This is a genomic window from Pseudomonas solani, assembly GCF_026072635.1.
GTDB lineage: Bacteria > Pseudomonadota > Gammaproteobacteria > Pseudomonadales > Pseudomonadaceae > Metapseudomonas > Metapseudomonas solani.
In genome coordinates this window covers 63,372-77,592 of record NZ_AP023081.1, presented here as the reverse complement: position 1 = coordinate 77,592, position 14,221 = coordinate 63,372, and the positions used below count along the sequence as shown (strand labels likewise).

Annotated in this window: 13 protein-coding genes; 6 read left to right on the top strand and 7 right to left on the bottom strand. The window is 64.8% G+C overall.

From position 1 onward, the window contains the following. The first annotated feature begins 20 nt into the window (after positions 1–20). Entirely contained in the window at positions 21–272 is a 252-nt protein-coding gene (locus PSm6_RS00420) for a helix-turn-helix transcriptional regulator (RefSeq protein ID WP_265169252.1), read from the top strand. Further along, positions 272–1,468 carry a type II toxin-antitoxin system HipA family toxin gene (locus PSm6_RS00415; RefSeq protein WP_265169251.1) on the top strand — a complete coding sequence of 399 codons (1,197 nt, stop codon included), beginning with the start codon at positions 272–274 and terminating at the stop codon, positions 1,466–1,468. The genes PSm6_RS00420 and PSm6_RS00415 overlap by 1 nt, the downstream gene beginning before the upstream one ends. A 205-nt stretch (positions 1,469–1,673) precedes the next feature. Here PSm6_RS00415 and PSm6_RS00410 read toward each other — a convergent pair whose 3' ends face one another. From PSm6_RS00410 to PSm6_RS00400, 3 genes are all read right to left on the bottom strand, one after another. After that, complete coding sequence (locus PSm6_RS00410; RefSeq protein ID WP_021219970.1) at positions 1,674–2,630, bottom strand: NAD(P)H-dependent flavin oxidoreductase; 957 nt, start codon at positions 2,628–2,630, stop codon at positions 1,674–1,676. A 135-nt stretch (positions 2,631–2,765) separates the two neighbouring features. Then, on the bottom strand, positions 2,766–3,011 hold the full coding sequence (locus PSm6_RS00405) for a hypothetical protein (RefSeq protein WP_021219969.1): 246 nt from the start codon (positions 3,009–3,011) through the stop codon (positions 2,766–2,768). A 3-nt stretch (positions 3,012–3,014) separates the two neighbouring features. Further along, a complete protein-coding gene (locus PSm6_RS00400) occupies positions 3,015–3,770 on the bottom strand; it encodes an MlaA family lipoprotein (protein WP_265169250.1) in 756 nt (251 codons plus the stop codon). A 196-nt stretch (positions 3,771–3,966) separates the two neighbouring features. Between PSm6_RS00400 and PSm6_RS00395 the strand changes: the two genes are divergently transcribed. Both PSm6_RS00395 and PSm6_RS00390 read left to right on the top strand, forming a co-directional pair. Next, a complete protein-coding gene (locus tag PSm6_RS00395; RefSeq protein WP_503827117.1) occupies positions 3,967–4,677 on the top strand; it encodes a response regulator in 711 nt (236 codons plus the stop codon). Next, on the top strand, positions 4,674–6,002 hold the full coding sequence (locus PSm6_RS00390) for a sensor histidine kinase (protein ID WP_265169249.1): 1,329 nt from the start codon (positions 4,674–4,676) through the stop codon (positions 6,000–6,002). The genes PSm6_RS00395 and PSm6_RS00390 overlap by 4 nt, the downstream gene beginning before the upstream one ends. A gap of 202 nt (positions 6,003–6,204) precedes the next feature. Here the strand turns inward: PSm6_RS00390 and PSm6_RS00385 are convergent, their stop codons facing one another. After that, the gene (locus tag PSm6_RS00385) at positions 6,205–7,308 is read right to left on the bottom strand and encodes a hypothetical protein (protein ID WP_265169248.1); all 1,104 of its coding nucleotides are present in this window, start codon (positions 7,306–7,308) and stop codon (positions 6,205–6,207) included. Beyond that, complete coding sequence (locus PSm6_RS00380) at positions 7,238–7,666, bottom strand: hypothetical protein (RefSeq protein WP_169708405.1); 429 nt, start codon at positions 7,664–7,666, stop codon at positions 7,238–7,240. Before PSm6_RS00380 ends, PSm6_RS00385 begins: the two co-directional genes overlap by 71 nt. Before the next feature lie 380 nt (positions 7,667–8,046). Here PSm6_RS00380 and PSm6_RS00375 point away from each other — a divergent pair, with 380 nt between their 5' ends. Both PSm6_RS00375 and PSm6_RS00370 read left to right on the top strand, forming a co-directional pair. Beyond that, complete coding sequence (locus PSm6_RS00375) at positions 8,047–8,442, top strand: hypothetical protein (protein ID WP_021219963.1); 396 nt, start codon at positions 8,047–8,049, stop codon at positions 8,440–8,442. Between the two features lie 34 nt (positions 8,443–8,476). Continuing rightward, positions 8,477–10,939 (top strand): DUF4132 domain-containing protein, encoded by a 2,463-nt coding sequence (locus PSm6_RS00370; protein WP_265169247.1) that lies wholly within the window; start codon positions 8,477–8,479, stop codon positions 10,937–10,939. Positions 10,940–11,106: 167 nt separating this feature from the next. Here PSm6_RS00370 and PSm6_RS00365 read toward each other — a convergent pair whose 3' ends face one another. Further along, entirely contained in the window at positions 11,107–11,571 is a 465-nt protein-coding gene (locus tag PSm6_RS00365) for a hypothetical protein (protein ID WP_265169246.1), read from the bottom strand. Positions 11,572–11,763: 192 nt separating this feature from the next. After that, the gene (locus PSm6_RS00360) at positions 11,764–14,133 is read right to left on the bottom strand and encodes a TonB-dependent siderophore receptor (protein ID WP_265169245.1); all 2,370 of its coding nucleotides are present in this window, start codon (positions 14,131–14,133) and stop codon (positions 11,764–11,766) included. Positions 14,134–14,221 lie beyond the last annotated feature (88 nt).

The window sequence follows — 14,221 nt, the reverse complement described above, 5'->3', positions numbered from 1 at the left end:
ATTTGTTACGTATATAGAACATGGATCATTCCATTATCACGGCACGCCTGGGCGAGAAGATCCGGCAGTGCCGCCTGAATCGCGGGCTCACCCAAGCCAGGCTGGCTGGGCTGGCAGGCATCACCCGGCAGAAGGTCATCGCTATCGAGAGAGGCGACTTGTCGGTTGGCGTGGTGGCCTATGCGCGAGCGCTGGGAGCCATGGACTGTGAGTTCGCGCTGATACCTGCGGCCATGCCGACGCTGGACGAGATCCACGGAGTGTTCGACTGATGACGGCCGTGCTGCGGGTGGCAACGCCAGAGGGCGAGAGTGGGAGGGTGCTCAGCTCCAACGGGGACTATCTGTTTCGCTACCACGAAGAGGCCAGGGCGCAGGCGTCGATCAGCCTGCTCATGCCTGTGCGTGTGGATGAATACCGCTACCGGGAGCTGCACCCGATCTTCCAGATGAACCTGCCGGAAGGCTATGTCCTGGAGCAATTGCGCAATCGCCTGGCCAAGATGGTGCGTGTCGATCCCATGTTGCTGCTGGCGCTTTCTGGCAGCAGCTCACCTATCGGGCGGGTAGCCGTCAGCTCGGATGAGGTCGATGCGCTTCTGCGGCGACAGCAGTTCCCGGGCGAAAGACTGGAGGAAATCCTCGCTTGGGATGGTACGGAGGATATTTTTGCCAGCCTGGTGGACCGTTACATTTTGCGCGCCGGGATTTCGGGCGTGCAGCCGAAGGTGCTGGTTCCAGAGCAGTCGGGCGCTGCTTCACAGCGGTTCACGTCGAAAACCTCCGAACTGATCATCAAGAGCGGTCGTGACGAGTTTCCTGGGCTGGCTATCAACGAGTTCCTTTGCATGTCCGTGGCCAGGGAGGCGGGGATTGCGGTGCCGGAGTTCTACCTGTCCGATAACACCCGGCTGTTCGTCATGCGCCGTTTCGATCGGGACGAGCAACTCGATCCCATCGGTTTCGAGGACATGGCTGCGTTGATGGGCCTGGCTGCGGAGCAGAAGTACAGCAAGAGCTACTCGGCCATCGCCAAGGCCATCCGTCTGTTCTGCTCGCCGGAGCAGGTGCAGGGTTCGCTGGCGCAGTTGTTCGCGATGGTCAGCTTGAGCTGCATCGTCGGAAATGGTGATGCCCACCTCAAGAACTTCGGACTGCTGTATTCCGACCCTACGCAGCGTGATGCACGGCTGGCGCCGGCCTACGACATCGTCAACACCACGGCCTACATTCCCGAGGACGTACTGGCACTGGATCTGGTCGGTAACAAGTCACTGCTCGCTTCCAGACAGGGGTTGCTCGAGTTCGCCGGTGCGTGCGACGTAGCTCGGCCGGAAGAGGTCATTCGTGGGCAACTGGAAGCGTTGGAACGTGTGCTGGGCCGCTCGACCGAGCTGTGCGAGCGAGCGCCGAACGTGGCTGCCGCCATCCGCCTGAGTGCTGGGCCGTACATGCAAACCTTCGGCTAGATTGCGCCGGCGCAGCGATGAGGTACCGGTTGTCTCTGCGCTCTGGCGGAGGGGCTGAAGGGAGGGAGGAGTCGGTTGGACCTAGGCACGAGGCCCAACGCGCGGGGCTGAACCCTGTACCGGCGCTTCGATAGGAACGTAGCCCGTGCTTCAGCGCGGGGGACTGCCCCGGACTGAAGTCCGGGCTACGGGGAGCGGGTGGGGGTCAGACCGACGCCAGACGCGCCTTGGCTTCGGCGTATTCGCGCTTGAGCTGGGCGATGTACTCCCCGGCCTTCTGCACCTTGCCGATCGGGGCGATGCCCTGGCCGCAGCCCCAGATGTCCTTCCAGGCCTTGGCATCGCCGCCGCCGAAATTCATCTTGCTCGGGTCGCTTTCGGCGAGGTTGTCCGGGTCCAGCCCGGCGGCCACTATCGAGGGCTTGAGGTAGTTGCCGTGCACCCCGGTGAAGAGGTTGCTGTAGACGATGTCATCGGACGAGCACTCGACGATGGCGCGCTTGTAGTTCTCGCTGGCGTTGGCTTCCTCGCAGGCGATGAAGGCCGAGCCGATGTAGGCGAAGTCGGCACCCATGGCCTGGGCGGCGAGGATGGCGCCGCCGGTGGCGATGGAACCGGAGAGGGCCAGGGGGCCGTCGAACCACTGGCGGATTTCCTGGATCAGCGCGAACGGGCTCTTCACCCCGGCATGGCCGCCGGCGCCGGTGGCCACGGCGATCAGGCCGTCGGCGCCCTTGTCCACCGCCTTGTGGGCGAAGGCGTTGTTGATCACGTCGTGCAGCACCACGCCGCCATAGGAGTGGGCGGCGGCGTAGATGTCTTCACGGGCGCCCAGGGAGGTGATGACGATGGGCACCTTGTACTTAACGCACAGCTCCATATCGTGTTCCAGGCGGTCGTTGCTCTTGTGCACGATCTGGTTGATCGAGAAGGGCGCCGCCGGGTTGTCGGGGTTCGCGCGGTTGTAGGCGTCGAGCGTCTCGGTGATCTCCGCCAGCCAGTCTTCCAGCAGCGAGGCGGGGCGCGCGTTGAGCGCCGGCATGGAGCCGACCACGCCGGCCTTGCACTGTTCGATCACGAGTTTCGGGTTGCTGATGATGAACAGCGGCGAGCCGATGACGGGGAAGGGCAAGCGATCCAGCGGGGCGGGGAGCCGGGACATGTGAATTCCTACCAGTCTTTGAATGAGAAGAGTTTGCAGACTGTCGTTCTGCTTCCCTTCCGGTCAAGCACCGGCTCGCGGGTTCGGCATGAAGGCCCCCCGAGTTGGCCGGAGTGCAATGGCCGCAACGCCTTCTCATGGCTGGTACAGCCGCAACCGGCCGCTGTCGATCATCCAGCGGGTGAACTCCGCCAGCGGCACCTGGTAGCTGCACACCACCCGCACGTCGTAGCCGGGGCGATAGTTCTCGAAGTAGTAGCTGAGCACCAGCGCCAGGCCGTCTTCCGACAGGCTCAGGCCCTGCTCGCGGTACTGCAGTTCGTCGGCGTTGCGCTCGATGTCCTGGCGCAGCATCAGAAGGGCCTGGCGTGGGTCGTTCATGGGTTACTCCGCCTGCGTCTTGCAGCCCAGCCACAGGCGGCTGCTGTCCACCTGGCCCGCCCGGCCCTCGGCCACCAACTGTGCGCGCTGCTCGGCGATGTACTCGCGCAGGGCGGCGTAATAGTCGGGGTGTTGCTCCAACTGGTCGGTGAGGGGCAGGGCGGTGGCGCGCTGGTCCAGGGTGTCGCCGACCGATTGCGCGGTGTCGATGGCATCCACCGTGTCGCTGTTGCCGCTGCCGAAGGGCGAGAACATGAAGTTCGCTACGCGGCCCACGCTGTCGCGGCTGTTGGCCGAGCCCAGCAGCGGCCACTCGACGGTGGGGCCGTTGCCGATGCCCCAGACGCCGAAGGTCTGGCCGAAGTCCGCCTCGTGGTGCGGCAGGCCTATGCGCCCGGCGGTATCGAACACCCCGCCGACGCCGAGAATGGTGTTGAAGGTGAAGCGGCCCAGGGTGTTCATCGCCCGCTGGCCGTTGCCCTGCAGCAGGTCGTTCACCAGCACCTTGGGTTCGGCGAAGTTGGCGGCGAAGTTGTGCACGCCATCGCGCACCGGCTCCGGCAACCGCGCATAGCCCCGTGCCACGGGGGCCAGGGCGTAATCGTCGACCACCCGGTTGAAGGCGAACACCTTGCGGTTGAGCCCCTCGGCCGGGTCGCTCACACCGGGTGCCAGATCCGCGCAGTCACCCTGGGTGGTCACCTGGCTGCTACACCCCACCAGCGGCAACAGGCAGCCGCACAACACCCCGATACGCATCCCGTTTTCGAATCTTTTCTGCATCACCGACATACCGCCTACCTCCCAATGAATGGCGGCGAGGATGGCCTGGCGGCTTTGCTGGAAGATGTCCCGTTGATGCCGGCGTTGAAGGATTGTTGCCCGATTGAAATATATGACCGCCCGGCGCAAATGGTTTTAGATGAGCGACCCCAGCCAACCCGAACCGAGCATCGTGAACAGACTGTTGATCGTGGACGACGATGTGGAAATCCTCGCCCTGCTGAAAAAATTCTTCCTGCAGCACTCCTACGAGGTGGAGGTGGCCACCGACGGCGCCGCCATGTGGGCCGCCATCGCCCGGCAGCACCCGGACGTGATCGTGCTCGACGTGATGCTCCCCGGGCAGAGCGGCCTCAGCCTGTGCCAGCGGGTGCACGGTGAGCTGGGCATCCCCATCGTCATGCTCACCGCCATGGGCGAATTGAGCGATCGCATCATCGGCCTGGAGCTGGGCGCCGACGACTACCTGACCAAGCCCTTCGACGCCCGTGAGCTGCTGGCCCGCGTGCGCGCCGTACAACGCCGCACCGGGGCCGCGGTGAAGGCCGGCGGCGACGAGGCGCGGCCGGTGATCGTCTTTGCCGGCTGGCAGCTGGACGTCGCCCGCCGCGAACTGCGCTCGCCCGATGGCGTGATGATTCCGCTCTCCGGCGGCGAGTTCGACCTGCTGCTGGTGTTCCTCGAACACCCCGGGCGCATCCTCAGCCGCGAGCAGCTGCTCGACCTCTGTCATGGCAACGCCCACGACGCCTTCGATCGCAGCATCGACGTGCAGGTCAGCCGCCTGCGCCGCAAGATCGAGCCCGACAGCAAGCGCCCGGACATCATCCGCACTGTGCGCAATGGCGGTTACCAGTTCAGCCCCGAGGTCAGCCGCCGATGAACTGGCCACGCGGCAGCGACACCATCGCCCGCTGGATCGCCCTGACCATCGTCATGGCCATGCTCGCCTCGCTGTTGCTCAACTGGCTGTTCGTGGAGCTGGCCGGCGTCTGGGCGCAGCCCTCCTTGCTCCGCAGCGGGGTGCTGGAGCGGGCGGCGCTCGCCACCCAGATCATCGAGGCCGCCCCCGAGGCCCAGCGTCCTCTGCTGGCCCGGGCCGCCAGCGCGCCGAATTTCTCCGTGCGCTGGGTCGCCGGCCGCAACCAGTTGACTCTGCCGCCGGGCTTTGACGACGGCTTCCAGGACGATAGCGGGCTGATCGAGAAACTGTTCGGCGAGGCCCGCCACCTGGAGGCCTATGACCCCGAGGACTGGCCGCCGCCCAATGCCGATCGCCCCTACCAGTTATTGGTGAAGCTGCATGATGGGAGTTGGCTGGAATTCTCCGCCCGCTACCGCAGCTGGGGCCTGGACCCGGAGATACGCCTGGGCATCATCGTCGCCCTGGCGCTGGTGGCCTCGCTGGCCGTGGCCTGGGTCGCCACCCGCCGCCTGGCCCGGCCCCTGGAGAGCTTCGCCCATGCCGCGCGGCGCTTCGGCAGCGACTTCCGCGCCCCGCCCATCGAACCCCTCGGCCCGCGTGAAATCCGCCAGGCCATCCTCGCCTTCAACACCATGCAGGCGCAGATCCGCCACTTCGTCGCCGACCGTTCGCAGATGCTCGCCTCCATCTCCCACGACCTGCGCGCGCCGCTCACGCGCATGCGCCTGCGCGGCGAATTCATCGACGACCCCGAGCAGCAGCGCAAGCTGTTCCGCGACGTGGACGAGATGCAGGGCATGATCAACGCCGCTCTCGACTTCTTCCGCGACGACGCGCGCCTGGAGCCCGCCACCCCCTTCGACCTCGCCGAGCTGCTGCAGACCCTGATCGACGACTACCGCGACCAGGGCATCGATATCCCCTACAGCGGCCCCACCAAGCTCGTCTACCTCGGCCGCCCGCTGGGGCTCAAGCGCGTCTTCACCAACCTGCTGGAGAACGCCCTGAAATACGCCAAGGCCCCGGCGATCGCACTCCACACCGACCCGCGCGGCATCCTCATCGACGTCAGCGACCAGGGCCCCGGCATCCCCGAGCAGCACCTGGAACAGGTCTTCGAACCCTTCTACCGCCTCGAACCCTCGCGCAACCCCGCATCCGGCGGCGTCGGCCTCGGCCTCTCCGCCGCCCGCGCCATCGCCCGCGAACACGGCGGCGAACTGCACCTGCACAACCACCCCGAAGGCGGCCTGCGCGCCCGGGTGGAGTTGCCGTGGAATTGAGGCGCTTCGAGGCCCGCTCCCGTAGGTTGGGCTGAGGCACGAAGCCCAACGAGCCTGGCCGAGCCTTGCGCCAGGCGCAGGATGAGTAGGGTGGATGACGCTCTTTTCATCCACCAGCGATGCCCGGTCTGACACTGGTGCCGGGCAATGCTCTGCATCGTTGGGCCTCGCTGTGCTCGGCGCCAACCTACGTGGGGGATGCCTATTTCTGTTGCGTTGCGCTGGGCATGATTTTGTCTGCACAAAGCCCAACCAATTCAGCTCTCAATGGCTTCCTTTCGGCTTCAGTCAGGCCCTCAAGCATCCTAGGGATATTTCGCAGGCAGACATCGAGTGCGGCGGCACCGGCTACAAGCTTCTGGGCCTCAGAAATATTCTGGGCTGCGACTCCAGTGGAGAATACTTTCCCGATTCGTACATCGACGCCGGAGTCTTTCTGTTTGTTGGCGTCAGTTGGATCGCCTTTGGAGCCCGCCGTCGAGTCCGAGTTAAAGGAGCCATAGACGGATATAGCATCTCGTTTCTGGATGCTGGCCAGTTTCTCGAGGGCGCCTTTCACTTTGGCTTCCTGATCTCTGGCTACGGTTTCTGCGATTGCCAGCTCTCTGTTGGCGGCGGCGTATTTCTCACTGATCTCTTTTTCTGAGGCCTTGATGGACGTTGTGTCTTTATCAAGGACTTCCTTTAGGTCGGCCGCATATTGAGTGCTGGGGTCGACGCCGCCTTCGGTCTTGCATGCACTCAGAGACTTAAGTAAGTCCGAGACTTTGTCTGCATCTGTGGTGCCTTTACATGGCGGTGACCTCAATTCAGTCCTCAGGCTTTCGACTCTGGATGTTGCAGTCGATATTGCATCCAGTTTTGCCTTGAGTTCCTGAGCCTTTGTTTTCTTTGAGTCCAGGTCAGCCTGATACTTGAGGAATCGCTGCATGTCCTTGGATTCCTGAGTAGTCAGCAGTTTTGCTGCTGCATCCGCACTGGCTTGCTGGCCGTAAATCCCATAGATTTCCTTGATGGCATACAAGCTTTCATCAAAGGGCTTTCCTGAGCTGACCGCATCCTTGAGCCCCGGATTCGAAACCGCCACCGGCGCGTAGGCGGCATCCAGAATCTTCACCCCGACGACCGCTTCCAGCGACTCCGGCTGCGTAGGCGCAACGCCGAGCTTCACCCCCACGACCTGCGCCGATGTATAGGCCAGTGGCGCCTGCTGCAGCGGTGCGCAGCCGCTGGCGCTAATCAGGCTGACCAGCAATGTGCTCCCCAATGCTGTTGCGGATTTCAGTGATTGGCGCTTTGCATACATGGTCCGGCTCCTGGGTCTGGAAGGAAAAGTCGTTCTTGTTGGAGTTGCTGTTGATCGAGATGAGCAGGCATGCCGAGGCATCCTCGCGCTCGACGGTGACTTGTTCGAAGTCACCGAAGCCGAGGGACAGGGCTTTGTTCGAAGCGGCGATGCCGTACGAGCGTTGGTGGACGTAGAGAGGTTTCTTGCCCGGGTCGATGCGGATGTAGGCGATGCCCGGGAGGTAGTGCGTCTCCACGGTGCCGGATTCGCCGACAACGTGGATGACGGTGCAGCCGGAACCCAGGGCAATGGCGTACAGGCCAGCTAACAGGCGCGTGCGGCCAGCGATGCGGAGCATGGCCTCCATTGCTTTCATGGTTCAGATTCCCTTCTGCCCTGTGCTCGTATTCGAATCGGTAGTGGATCGGCCGCCAGAGTCTGGGGCGAATCAGAGCGTAGCTATTAACTGGCCACTATCAAGCGGGTCTTAGGATCGGAGAGGGCCGCTCATTGGGTTTGGAGGCGAGGTGCAGAAGGTGGTCATGGCCAGGTGACCGATCAAGTAAATCCAGGACCGCATCGTTGGGCCTCGCTGCACTCGGCGCCAACCTACGGGCAGCGGGGCCGCCGTGACCGTGCGGATTTCCCACCACCTGTGCTCCACCTCACAGCCTCGCCAACCCGCTTCATGGCACCTCGACATCACTTCCCGCCCCGGTGTAAACATCCACTTTTCCAAGCGATGGAGTGACGGAAATGGATTTCACCGTGCGGGTGCAGGACTGCACGCTTCAGGGCTCCTTGCTCAACAGCCTGACGCTGACCTTGCCGGTGGAGACGCTGACCGCCCGCGAGCTGATCCGGCGCTACGTGCTGCAAGTGGTCGAGCAGCAGCAGGCGGTGCCCAACGCTCCGCGTTATCGCTTTTTCACCCCGGAAGCCGACGAGGCGAAGCTCAACGGCTACGACGAGCTGCCCCGACGCGTGATCGACGCCGAGCGCCAGTGCCAGCTGGCGATCTCCGCCTTCGAGAGAAACGGCTTCCTGCTGCTGGTGGATGAGCAGCAAGTGGATGAGCTCGACGAGCCGTTCCGCCTGTCCTCCATTTCCAACGTCCAGTTCCTGCGCCTGTTGCCCCTGGTGGGCGGCTGAGCCTTTCCCTTTTCACACGACATAAGGATTCGTCATGTCTTCACCTTTGCACGCCCACGCCACGGCCTTGAGCGGCGATTCTCCCCTCCAGGCGTTGGTGATCCTCAGTGATGGGCAGCGCACGATGCTGCGAATCGCCGTCGAGCAGCTCATCAAGCACCAAGGTGAATATTGGTATGGGCTCGACAAGTCACCTGCCATCCGCGCGCTGATCGATGCCGAAGCTACGGACTGGCGCGCCTGTCTTGTCTACCTCGCCTGCTTATACGGCGAGGGCCCTGAGGGCATTGGCGGCCTGGGTCGTGTGCTGCGCGAGATGCTCAAGCGTGATGACGTGCTGGACGGCGCCACCGCCATCGAGGTGATGAAGGTGTTGGTGGAGCACGAGTACATCAAGGAGTTGGACTACCCGATCACCCGGCTCGTCAGCCAGATGGAGAAGCTGCACAAGCAAGGCGCGCTGGTGGGCCATGAGGAGGCCATGGGCAGCTTCCTCGAACGCAATGCCTCGTTCTGGAAGGCCGGGCGCGACCCCCGCGTGCTCGAGGCCAAGCTGAAGAAGATGCTCGGCGGCGTGCAGGTGCTGCAGCTGCCGCTCGGTGAGTCGCGCTTCGGCTGGGTCGATGACCTGCATGCGGACTTCGCCACGCTGCCCGAGGCCGAGCGCGAAACCTGGATGGGCCTGATGAACCATGCCCTCACCGGCAGCGGCTCCTCCCCCAGCAATGCCTGGTTGAAGGCGGCTGCCAAGCTCGCTGCAGGGTTGCCGGCGGACGCTTTCAGCCAGACGCTCGCGCGCTGGTTCGCGGTCATCTGCAACTACCAGTTCGCCCCCTCGGACGCCAACGAAGGCGCCATCAAGGCGATGGTCTGGCTGGCCGGCGTGGGTGAGCCCAAGGTGCTGGCGCCGGGGTTGGGCGACATGGCCGTGGCCTTCTACACCAAGGTGCAATGGCACGGGCCGCGCTCGCGACTGGTGGGCAACGCCTGCATCCAGGTGCTGTGTCTGCTCGACAAGCCTGGCGTGGTGCAACTCTCCCGCCTGCGCTCCAAGGTTCGCTACAGCCAGGGCAAGGCACTGATCGAGAAGTCGGTGGTCAAGGCCGCCGAGCGTGCCGGCCTGACCCCGGACGATATGGAGGAGGCATCGGTCCCGGACATGGGCTTCGACGCCGAGGGTGTGGCCCGCTTCAGCTTCGGCGGCGCCACCGCGCTGTTGCGTCTGGAAGGGGAAGGGCGCCTGGCCACCGAGTGGAGCAACGCCGAGGGCAAGGTGCTCAAGAGCGCCCCGGCCGAAGCCAAGCGTGACAACGCCGAAGCCTTCAAGGAGTGGCAGAAGGGCTGCAAGGAGTTCGCCGATGCCGTGCTCGGCCAGCGCACCCGTTTCGAGCAGGCCTACCTGCGTCAGCGCACCTGGCGCTTCGGCGACTGGTACCCGCGTTTCATCGACAGCACCGAGCTGCTCGGCTGGATGGGGCGCCGCTTGATCTGGAACATCGAGCACGACGGACAGCAGCGTTCGGTGATCGGTCTGAAAGGCGTACTCACAGGCCTCGACGGCACGGCCGTGGGCGAGCTGCCCGCTGACGCGACCGTATCCCTCTGGCACCCCATCCAGGCGGCCGCGCCGGAAGTACTGGCCTGGCGCGAACTGCTGCAGGAGGCGCAGGTGCTGCAGCCGATCCGTCAGGCGTTCCGCGAGGTCTACCTGCTCACCGACGCCGAGCGCGAGTCAGGGACGACGTCCCGTCGCTTCGCCGGACACCTGCTGCGGCAGTTCCAGCTCGCTGCGTTGCTGCGCGAGCGTGGCTGGGACTATGCCCTGCAGGGCAGTTGGGACAGCCACAACACCCCCTGCAAGACGCTGAAGAACTGGGGGCTGGCGGTGCTGTTCGAACTGGATGTGAAGGATGAGTTCTCCAGCATCCAGGGCGACACCGGTGTCTTCGCCTATGTGGAGAGCGGCGAATTCCGTTTTGTGAAGGACGGCGAGGCTTGGGATGAAACCCGCCTGGCCGATATCCCGCCGCTGGTGTTCTCCGAAGTGCTGCGCGACATGGACCTGTTCGTCGGCGTCTGCTCGGTGGCCAACGACCCCGAACTCGGCCTGGTGGACGACCCCGCCTTCCGTGGCTACATCTCCCTGGCCAGCAACGCCGAACTCCAGGGCGGCGCCCAGGTGCGGCGCGATCTGCTGGATAACATCCTCTCGCGCCTGCCCATCGCCAAGCGCTGCCACCTCGACGGGCGCTACCTGGTGGTGAAGGGCGACCTGCGCACCTACCGCATCCACCTCGGCAGCAGCAACATCCTCATGGCGCCCAACGACCAGTACCTGTGCATCGTCCAGGACAAGAAGGCCAAGTCCGCCTCCAGCGGGCTCTACCTGCCCTTCGAGGGTGATGCGCTGCTGTCGCTGATCCTCAGCAAGGCGCTGCTGCTGGCCAACGACAAGAAGATCAAGGACCCGAGCATCCTCAGCCAGATCAACGCCTAGCGCGGTGAAGCCCCGGGCTGAAGCCCGGGCCACGGCCCGCTCGCCGCCGATGGGCGGCCGTGGGAGCGGATTCATCCGCGATAAGGCTCGGCCATTGCACGAGGCTCAACACCCACCGTTGAGCCTCGCTGCGCTCGGCGCCAACCTACGGTGAGTCGGGTGCTTGCCTAGAGCTTGCCAAGAATCGCCTGCAGTCCCTTCTGGTCCGCCTCGCTTACCACACCCTCCAGCCCGCAGCTGCTGAACGCCACTTTTCCGCCGGTGGCGAGGGTCTTGAACAGACCGAGGTCCACCATCATCACCACCTTCTCGCTGGAGGTTTCATCGTCGAGCTGCAGCTCGCCGTAGCCCTCGTTGGCGACAGCGCCATCGACCGTCCAGGTGATCACGCCGCAGGGCTCGATGACGGGTTTGTGGGTGCGATGGACGATCGCCAGCGTGGCGTAGTTGGCCTTGCCGTCCTTGGGCACCACTACCGTGGCGTTGAGCCCGGCGGGGCCTTCGAGTCGGGTGTCGCTGGTCCAGTTCAGCACTGTGCCGCCGAGCATTTCTTCGGCCTGCTCGGTGAGCGTGCCGGCGAAGGCAGGGGTGGTGGCGAGGGTGAGGAGCAGGGCAGAGGTAGTGCGCAGCATGGGGTGATCGTCCTTGGTCGAGGGAGCGGGTTGGGACGCGCAGTGTGCGGTGCTGAACGCCGCTGGGGCTAGCTCTTTTGTCGGCGGGTGAGAAGCAAGAGGCCCAACCTGCGGGTTGGATTTCGCAGCGTTGGGCCTCGCTGCGCTCGGCGCCAACCTACAGGCTGCTCCGTGCGCTATTTGCAGCGGGGTTTACCAGCGATAGGCGACGCCGGCCGTGACCTGGCGTTCGGCGCCGTAGAAGGCGGCGTAGGTGTAGCTGAGGTAGTCCTCGTCGGTGAGGTTGGTGACGTTGAGGGTGAGGTCCCAGGGGCCCATGGCGTAGCCGAGCATGGCGTCCACCAGGGTGTAGGAAGGCGCGACGATGCGGGTGCTGAACAGCCCCGGCACTTCGTCGACGTAGCGCACGCCGGTGCCGGCGCGCAGTTCCCCCGGGCCGACCTGGCCGAAGCGGTAGTCGCCCCAGACGGAGAACATGTTGCGGGGCATGCCGCCGGTCTTCTGGCCTTCATTGCCGCTGTTGCTCTTGGTCACTTCGGCCTGGGTGTAGGCGTAGGAGGCGGTGACGCTGGCGTTGCTGCCGATGTCGGCCTTGGCCTCCAGTTCCAGGCCACGGGAGCGTATCTCACCGGTCTGCACCTGGAAGTTGGTGTTTACCGGGTCGGTGGTCAGCACGTTGCTGCGGGTCAGCTGGTAGAGCGCGGCGGAGTAGAGGGCGTTGCTGCCGGGTGGCTGGTAGCGGATGCCGATTTCGTATTGCTCGCCTTCGGTGGGGTCGAAGTCCTGGCCGGCACGGCTACGGCCTGCCTGGGGTTCGAAGGATTCGCTGTAGCTGACGAAGGGCGCCAGGCCGTTGTCGGCGAGGTAGACCAGGCCCACGCGCGTGGTGAAGGCGTCGCTGTCCTGGCGTGAGCGGTCGTTGCCGTACAGCGCGTCTTCCTTCTGCTTGGCCCAGTCCTGGCGGCCGCCGAGCAACAGCACCCACTTTTCGTCGAACTTGATCTGGTCCTGCAGGTAGATGCCGCTCTGGCGGGTACGGTTCCTGGAACTGAATGGCGCAGGGCCCCTGGCGGTGAAAGTACCGCCGTAGACCGGGTTGAAGACATTCAGAGGAGTCAGGTCGTAGTCGTAGCGGTCGGTCTGCAGGTGGCGATCGCCGTAGTCGACGCCGGCCAGAACCGTCTGCTCGACGCGCTGGTGATGGAAGCGCGCCTCCAGTTGGGTGTCGACGACGAAGTTGCGCGAGTCGTCGACGCGGTCCTGGGCACCGCGTGCGACGGTGGTCATCTGCGGGTCGATGAAGCTGTCGAGCCACACCGACGGCATGTCGTTTTCCGATTCGAAGTAGCGCAGGTTCTGGCGCACCTTGAGGTCGTCGTTGAAGGCGTGCTCGAAGCGGTAGCCGATGTCCCAGGCGGTGATCACCGATTTGTCGTAGCCCGGCTCACCGGTGAAGGTGTGGCGGGAGATGTGGCCGTTGGGGTTGGGCAACACCGTGCCTTCGGCGGGCAGGCCGTAGACGTAGGCGGTGCGGCTCTTCTGGTAGCTGGCCAGCAGGGTGAGGCTGGTGGCGTCGTCCGGTTGCCAGGTGAGGGACGGGGCGATGTAGGTGCGGTCGTCCGGCACGTGGTCGGTGGTGGTATCGCTTTTGCGCTGCAGGGCGGTGAAGCGGTAGCTGAGGGTGTCGGTGAGGGCGCCGCCGTGGTCGGTGGCCAGTTGGTGGCGGTCGTTACTGCCGGTTTCGGCCTTGATCTCGTGGAGTTCCTCGCGGGTCGGCAGCTTGCTCACCACATTGATGATGCCGCCCGGCGCGGCCTGGCCGAACAGCACCGAGGAGGCGCCGCGCAGCACTTCCACGCGCTCCATGCCGTAGGGCTCCTGGGTGCCGTCGTAGATGTTGCTCATGTAGCGCATGCCGTCGCGGAAGGTGCTGCCGCTGATCTGGAAGCCGCGCAGGACGAAGGTGTCGGTGAGGCGGTCGTCGGCCTCGGTGGCGATCACCCCGGCGGTGTAGCCGAGGACGTCACGCAGGCTCTGGGCGTGGATGTCGGTGATCTGGTCGCGGGTCACCACCGAGATGGATTGCGGCGTTTCGATGATCGGCGTGTCGGTCTTGGTGGCGGTGCCGGCGGCCGTGGCCACGTAGCCGCTCACCGGGCCGAAGGCGGACTGCTGGCCGCTGGCGCTGATGTCGATCTGCGACAGGTCGAGGGTGCCGTCACCACTCGGGCGTTCCAGGGTGATGCTGCCGGCGCCGTGGCGGAAGCTCAGCCCGCTGCCCTGGAGGAGCAGGCCCATGGCCTGGTCGGCGGTGTAGCGGCCGCGCACTGCGGGAGCCTGGCCGGCGAGCTGTTCCTCGGTGGTGCGCAGCACGGCGATGCCGGTGGTGGCGGTGAATTCACCGAGGGCGTCGAGCAGCGGCTGGCTGGGGATATCGAACTGGAACTGCGGCTGGCGCTGCTCGCTGGCGGCCTCGCTGCTGTGGGCCTGCATGGGCGCGGCGAGGGTGGCGAGCAGGGCGCTGGCGAGCAGGGTCCGGGCCAGGCGGTGGCGGTTGGTCATGCGGTGGTTCTCCCCCGGTAAATGGCAAATGCGAATGATTCACTGCCGATACAACGGGCGAGACCGGGAAACCCCTCAAGGAATTTTC

Bases quoted from the DNA above. Each gene is read 5' to 3' on its own strand.
- PSm6_RS00375 (WP_021219963.1), top strand. From the start codon at position 8,047: ATGGATTTCACCGTGCGGGTGCAGGACTGCACGCTTCAGGGCTCCTTG.
- PSm6_RS00360 (WP_265169245.1), bottom strand. From the start codon at position 14,133: ATGACCAACCGCCACCGCCTGGCCCGGACCCTGCTCGCCAGCGCCCTG.
- PSm6_RS00415 (WP_265169251.1), top strand. From the start codon at position 272: ATGACGGCCGTGCTGCGGGTGGCAACGCCAGAGGGCGAGAGTGGGAGG.
- PSm6_RS00400 (WP_265169250.1), bottom strand. From the start codon at position 3,770: ATGCGTATCGGGGTGTTGTGCGGCTGCCTGTTGCCGCTGGTGGGGTGT.
- PSm6_RS00405 (WP_021219969.1), bottom strand. From the start codon at position 3,011: ATGAACGACCCACGCCAGGCCCTTCTGATGCTGCGCCAGGACATCGAG.
- PSm6_RS00390 (WP_265169249.1), top strand. From the start codon at position 4,674: ATGAACTGGCCACGCGGCAGCGACACCATCGCCCGCTGGATCGCCCTG.
- PSm6_RS00385 (WP_265169248.1), bottom strand. From the start codon at position 7,308: ATGTATGCAAAGCGCCAATCACTGAAATCCGCAACAGCATTGGGGAGC.
- PSm6_RS00410 (WP_021219970.1), bottom strand. From the start codon at position 2,630: ATGTCCCGGCTCCCCGCCCCGCTGGATCGCTTGCCCTTCCCCGTCATC.
- PSm6_RS00420 (WP_265169252.1), top strand. From the start codon at position 21: ATGGATCATTCCATTATCACGGCACGCCTGGGCGAGAAGATCCGGCAG.
- PSm6_RS00380 (WP_169708405.1), bottom strand. From the start codon at position 7,666: ATGAAAGCAATGGAGGCCATGCTCCGCATCGCTGGCCGCACGCGCCTG.
- PSm6_RS00365 (WP_265169246.1), bottom strand. From the start codon at position 11,571: ATGCTGCGCACTACCTCTGCCCTGCTCCTCACCCTCGCCACCACCCCT.
- PSm6_RS00370 (WP_265169247.1), top strand. From the start codon at position 8,477: ATGTCTTCACCTTTGCACGCCCACGCCACGGCCTTGAGCGGCGATTCT.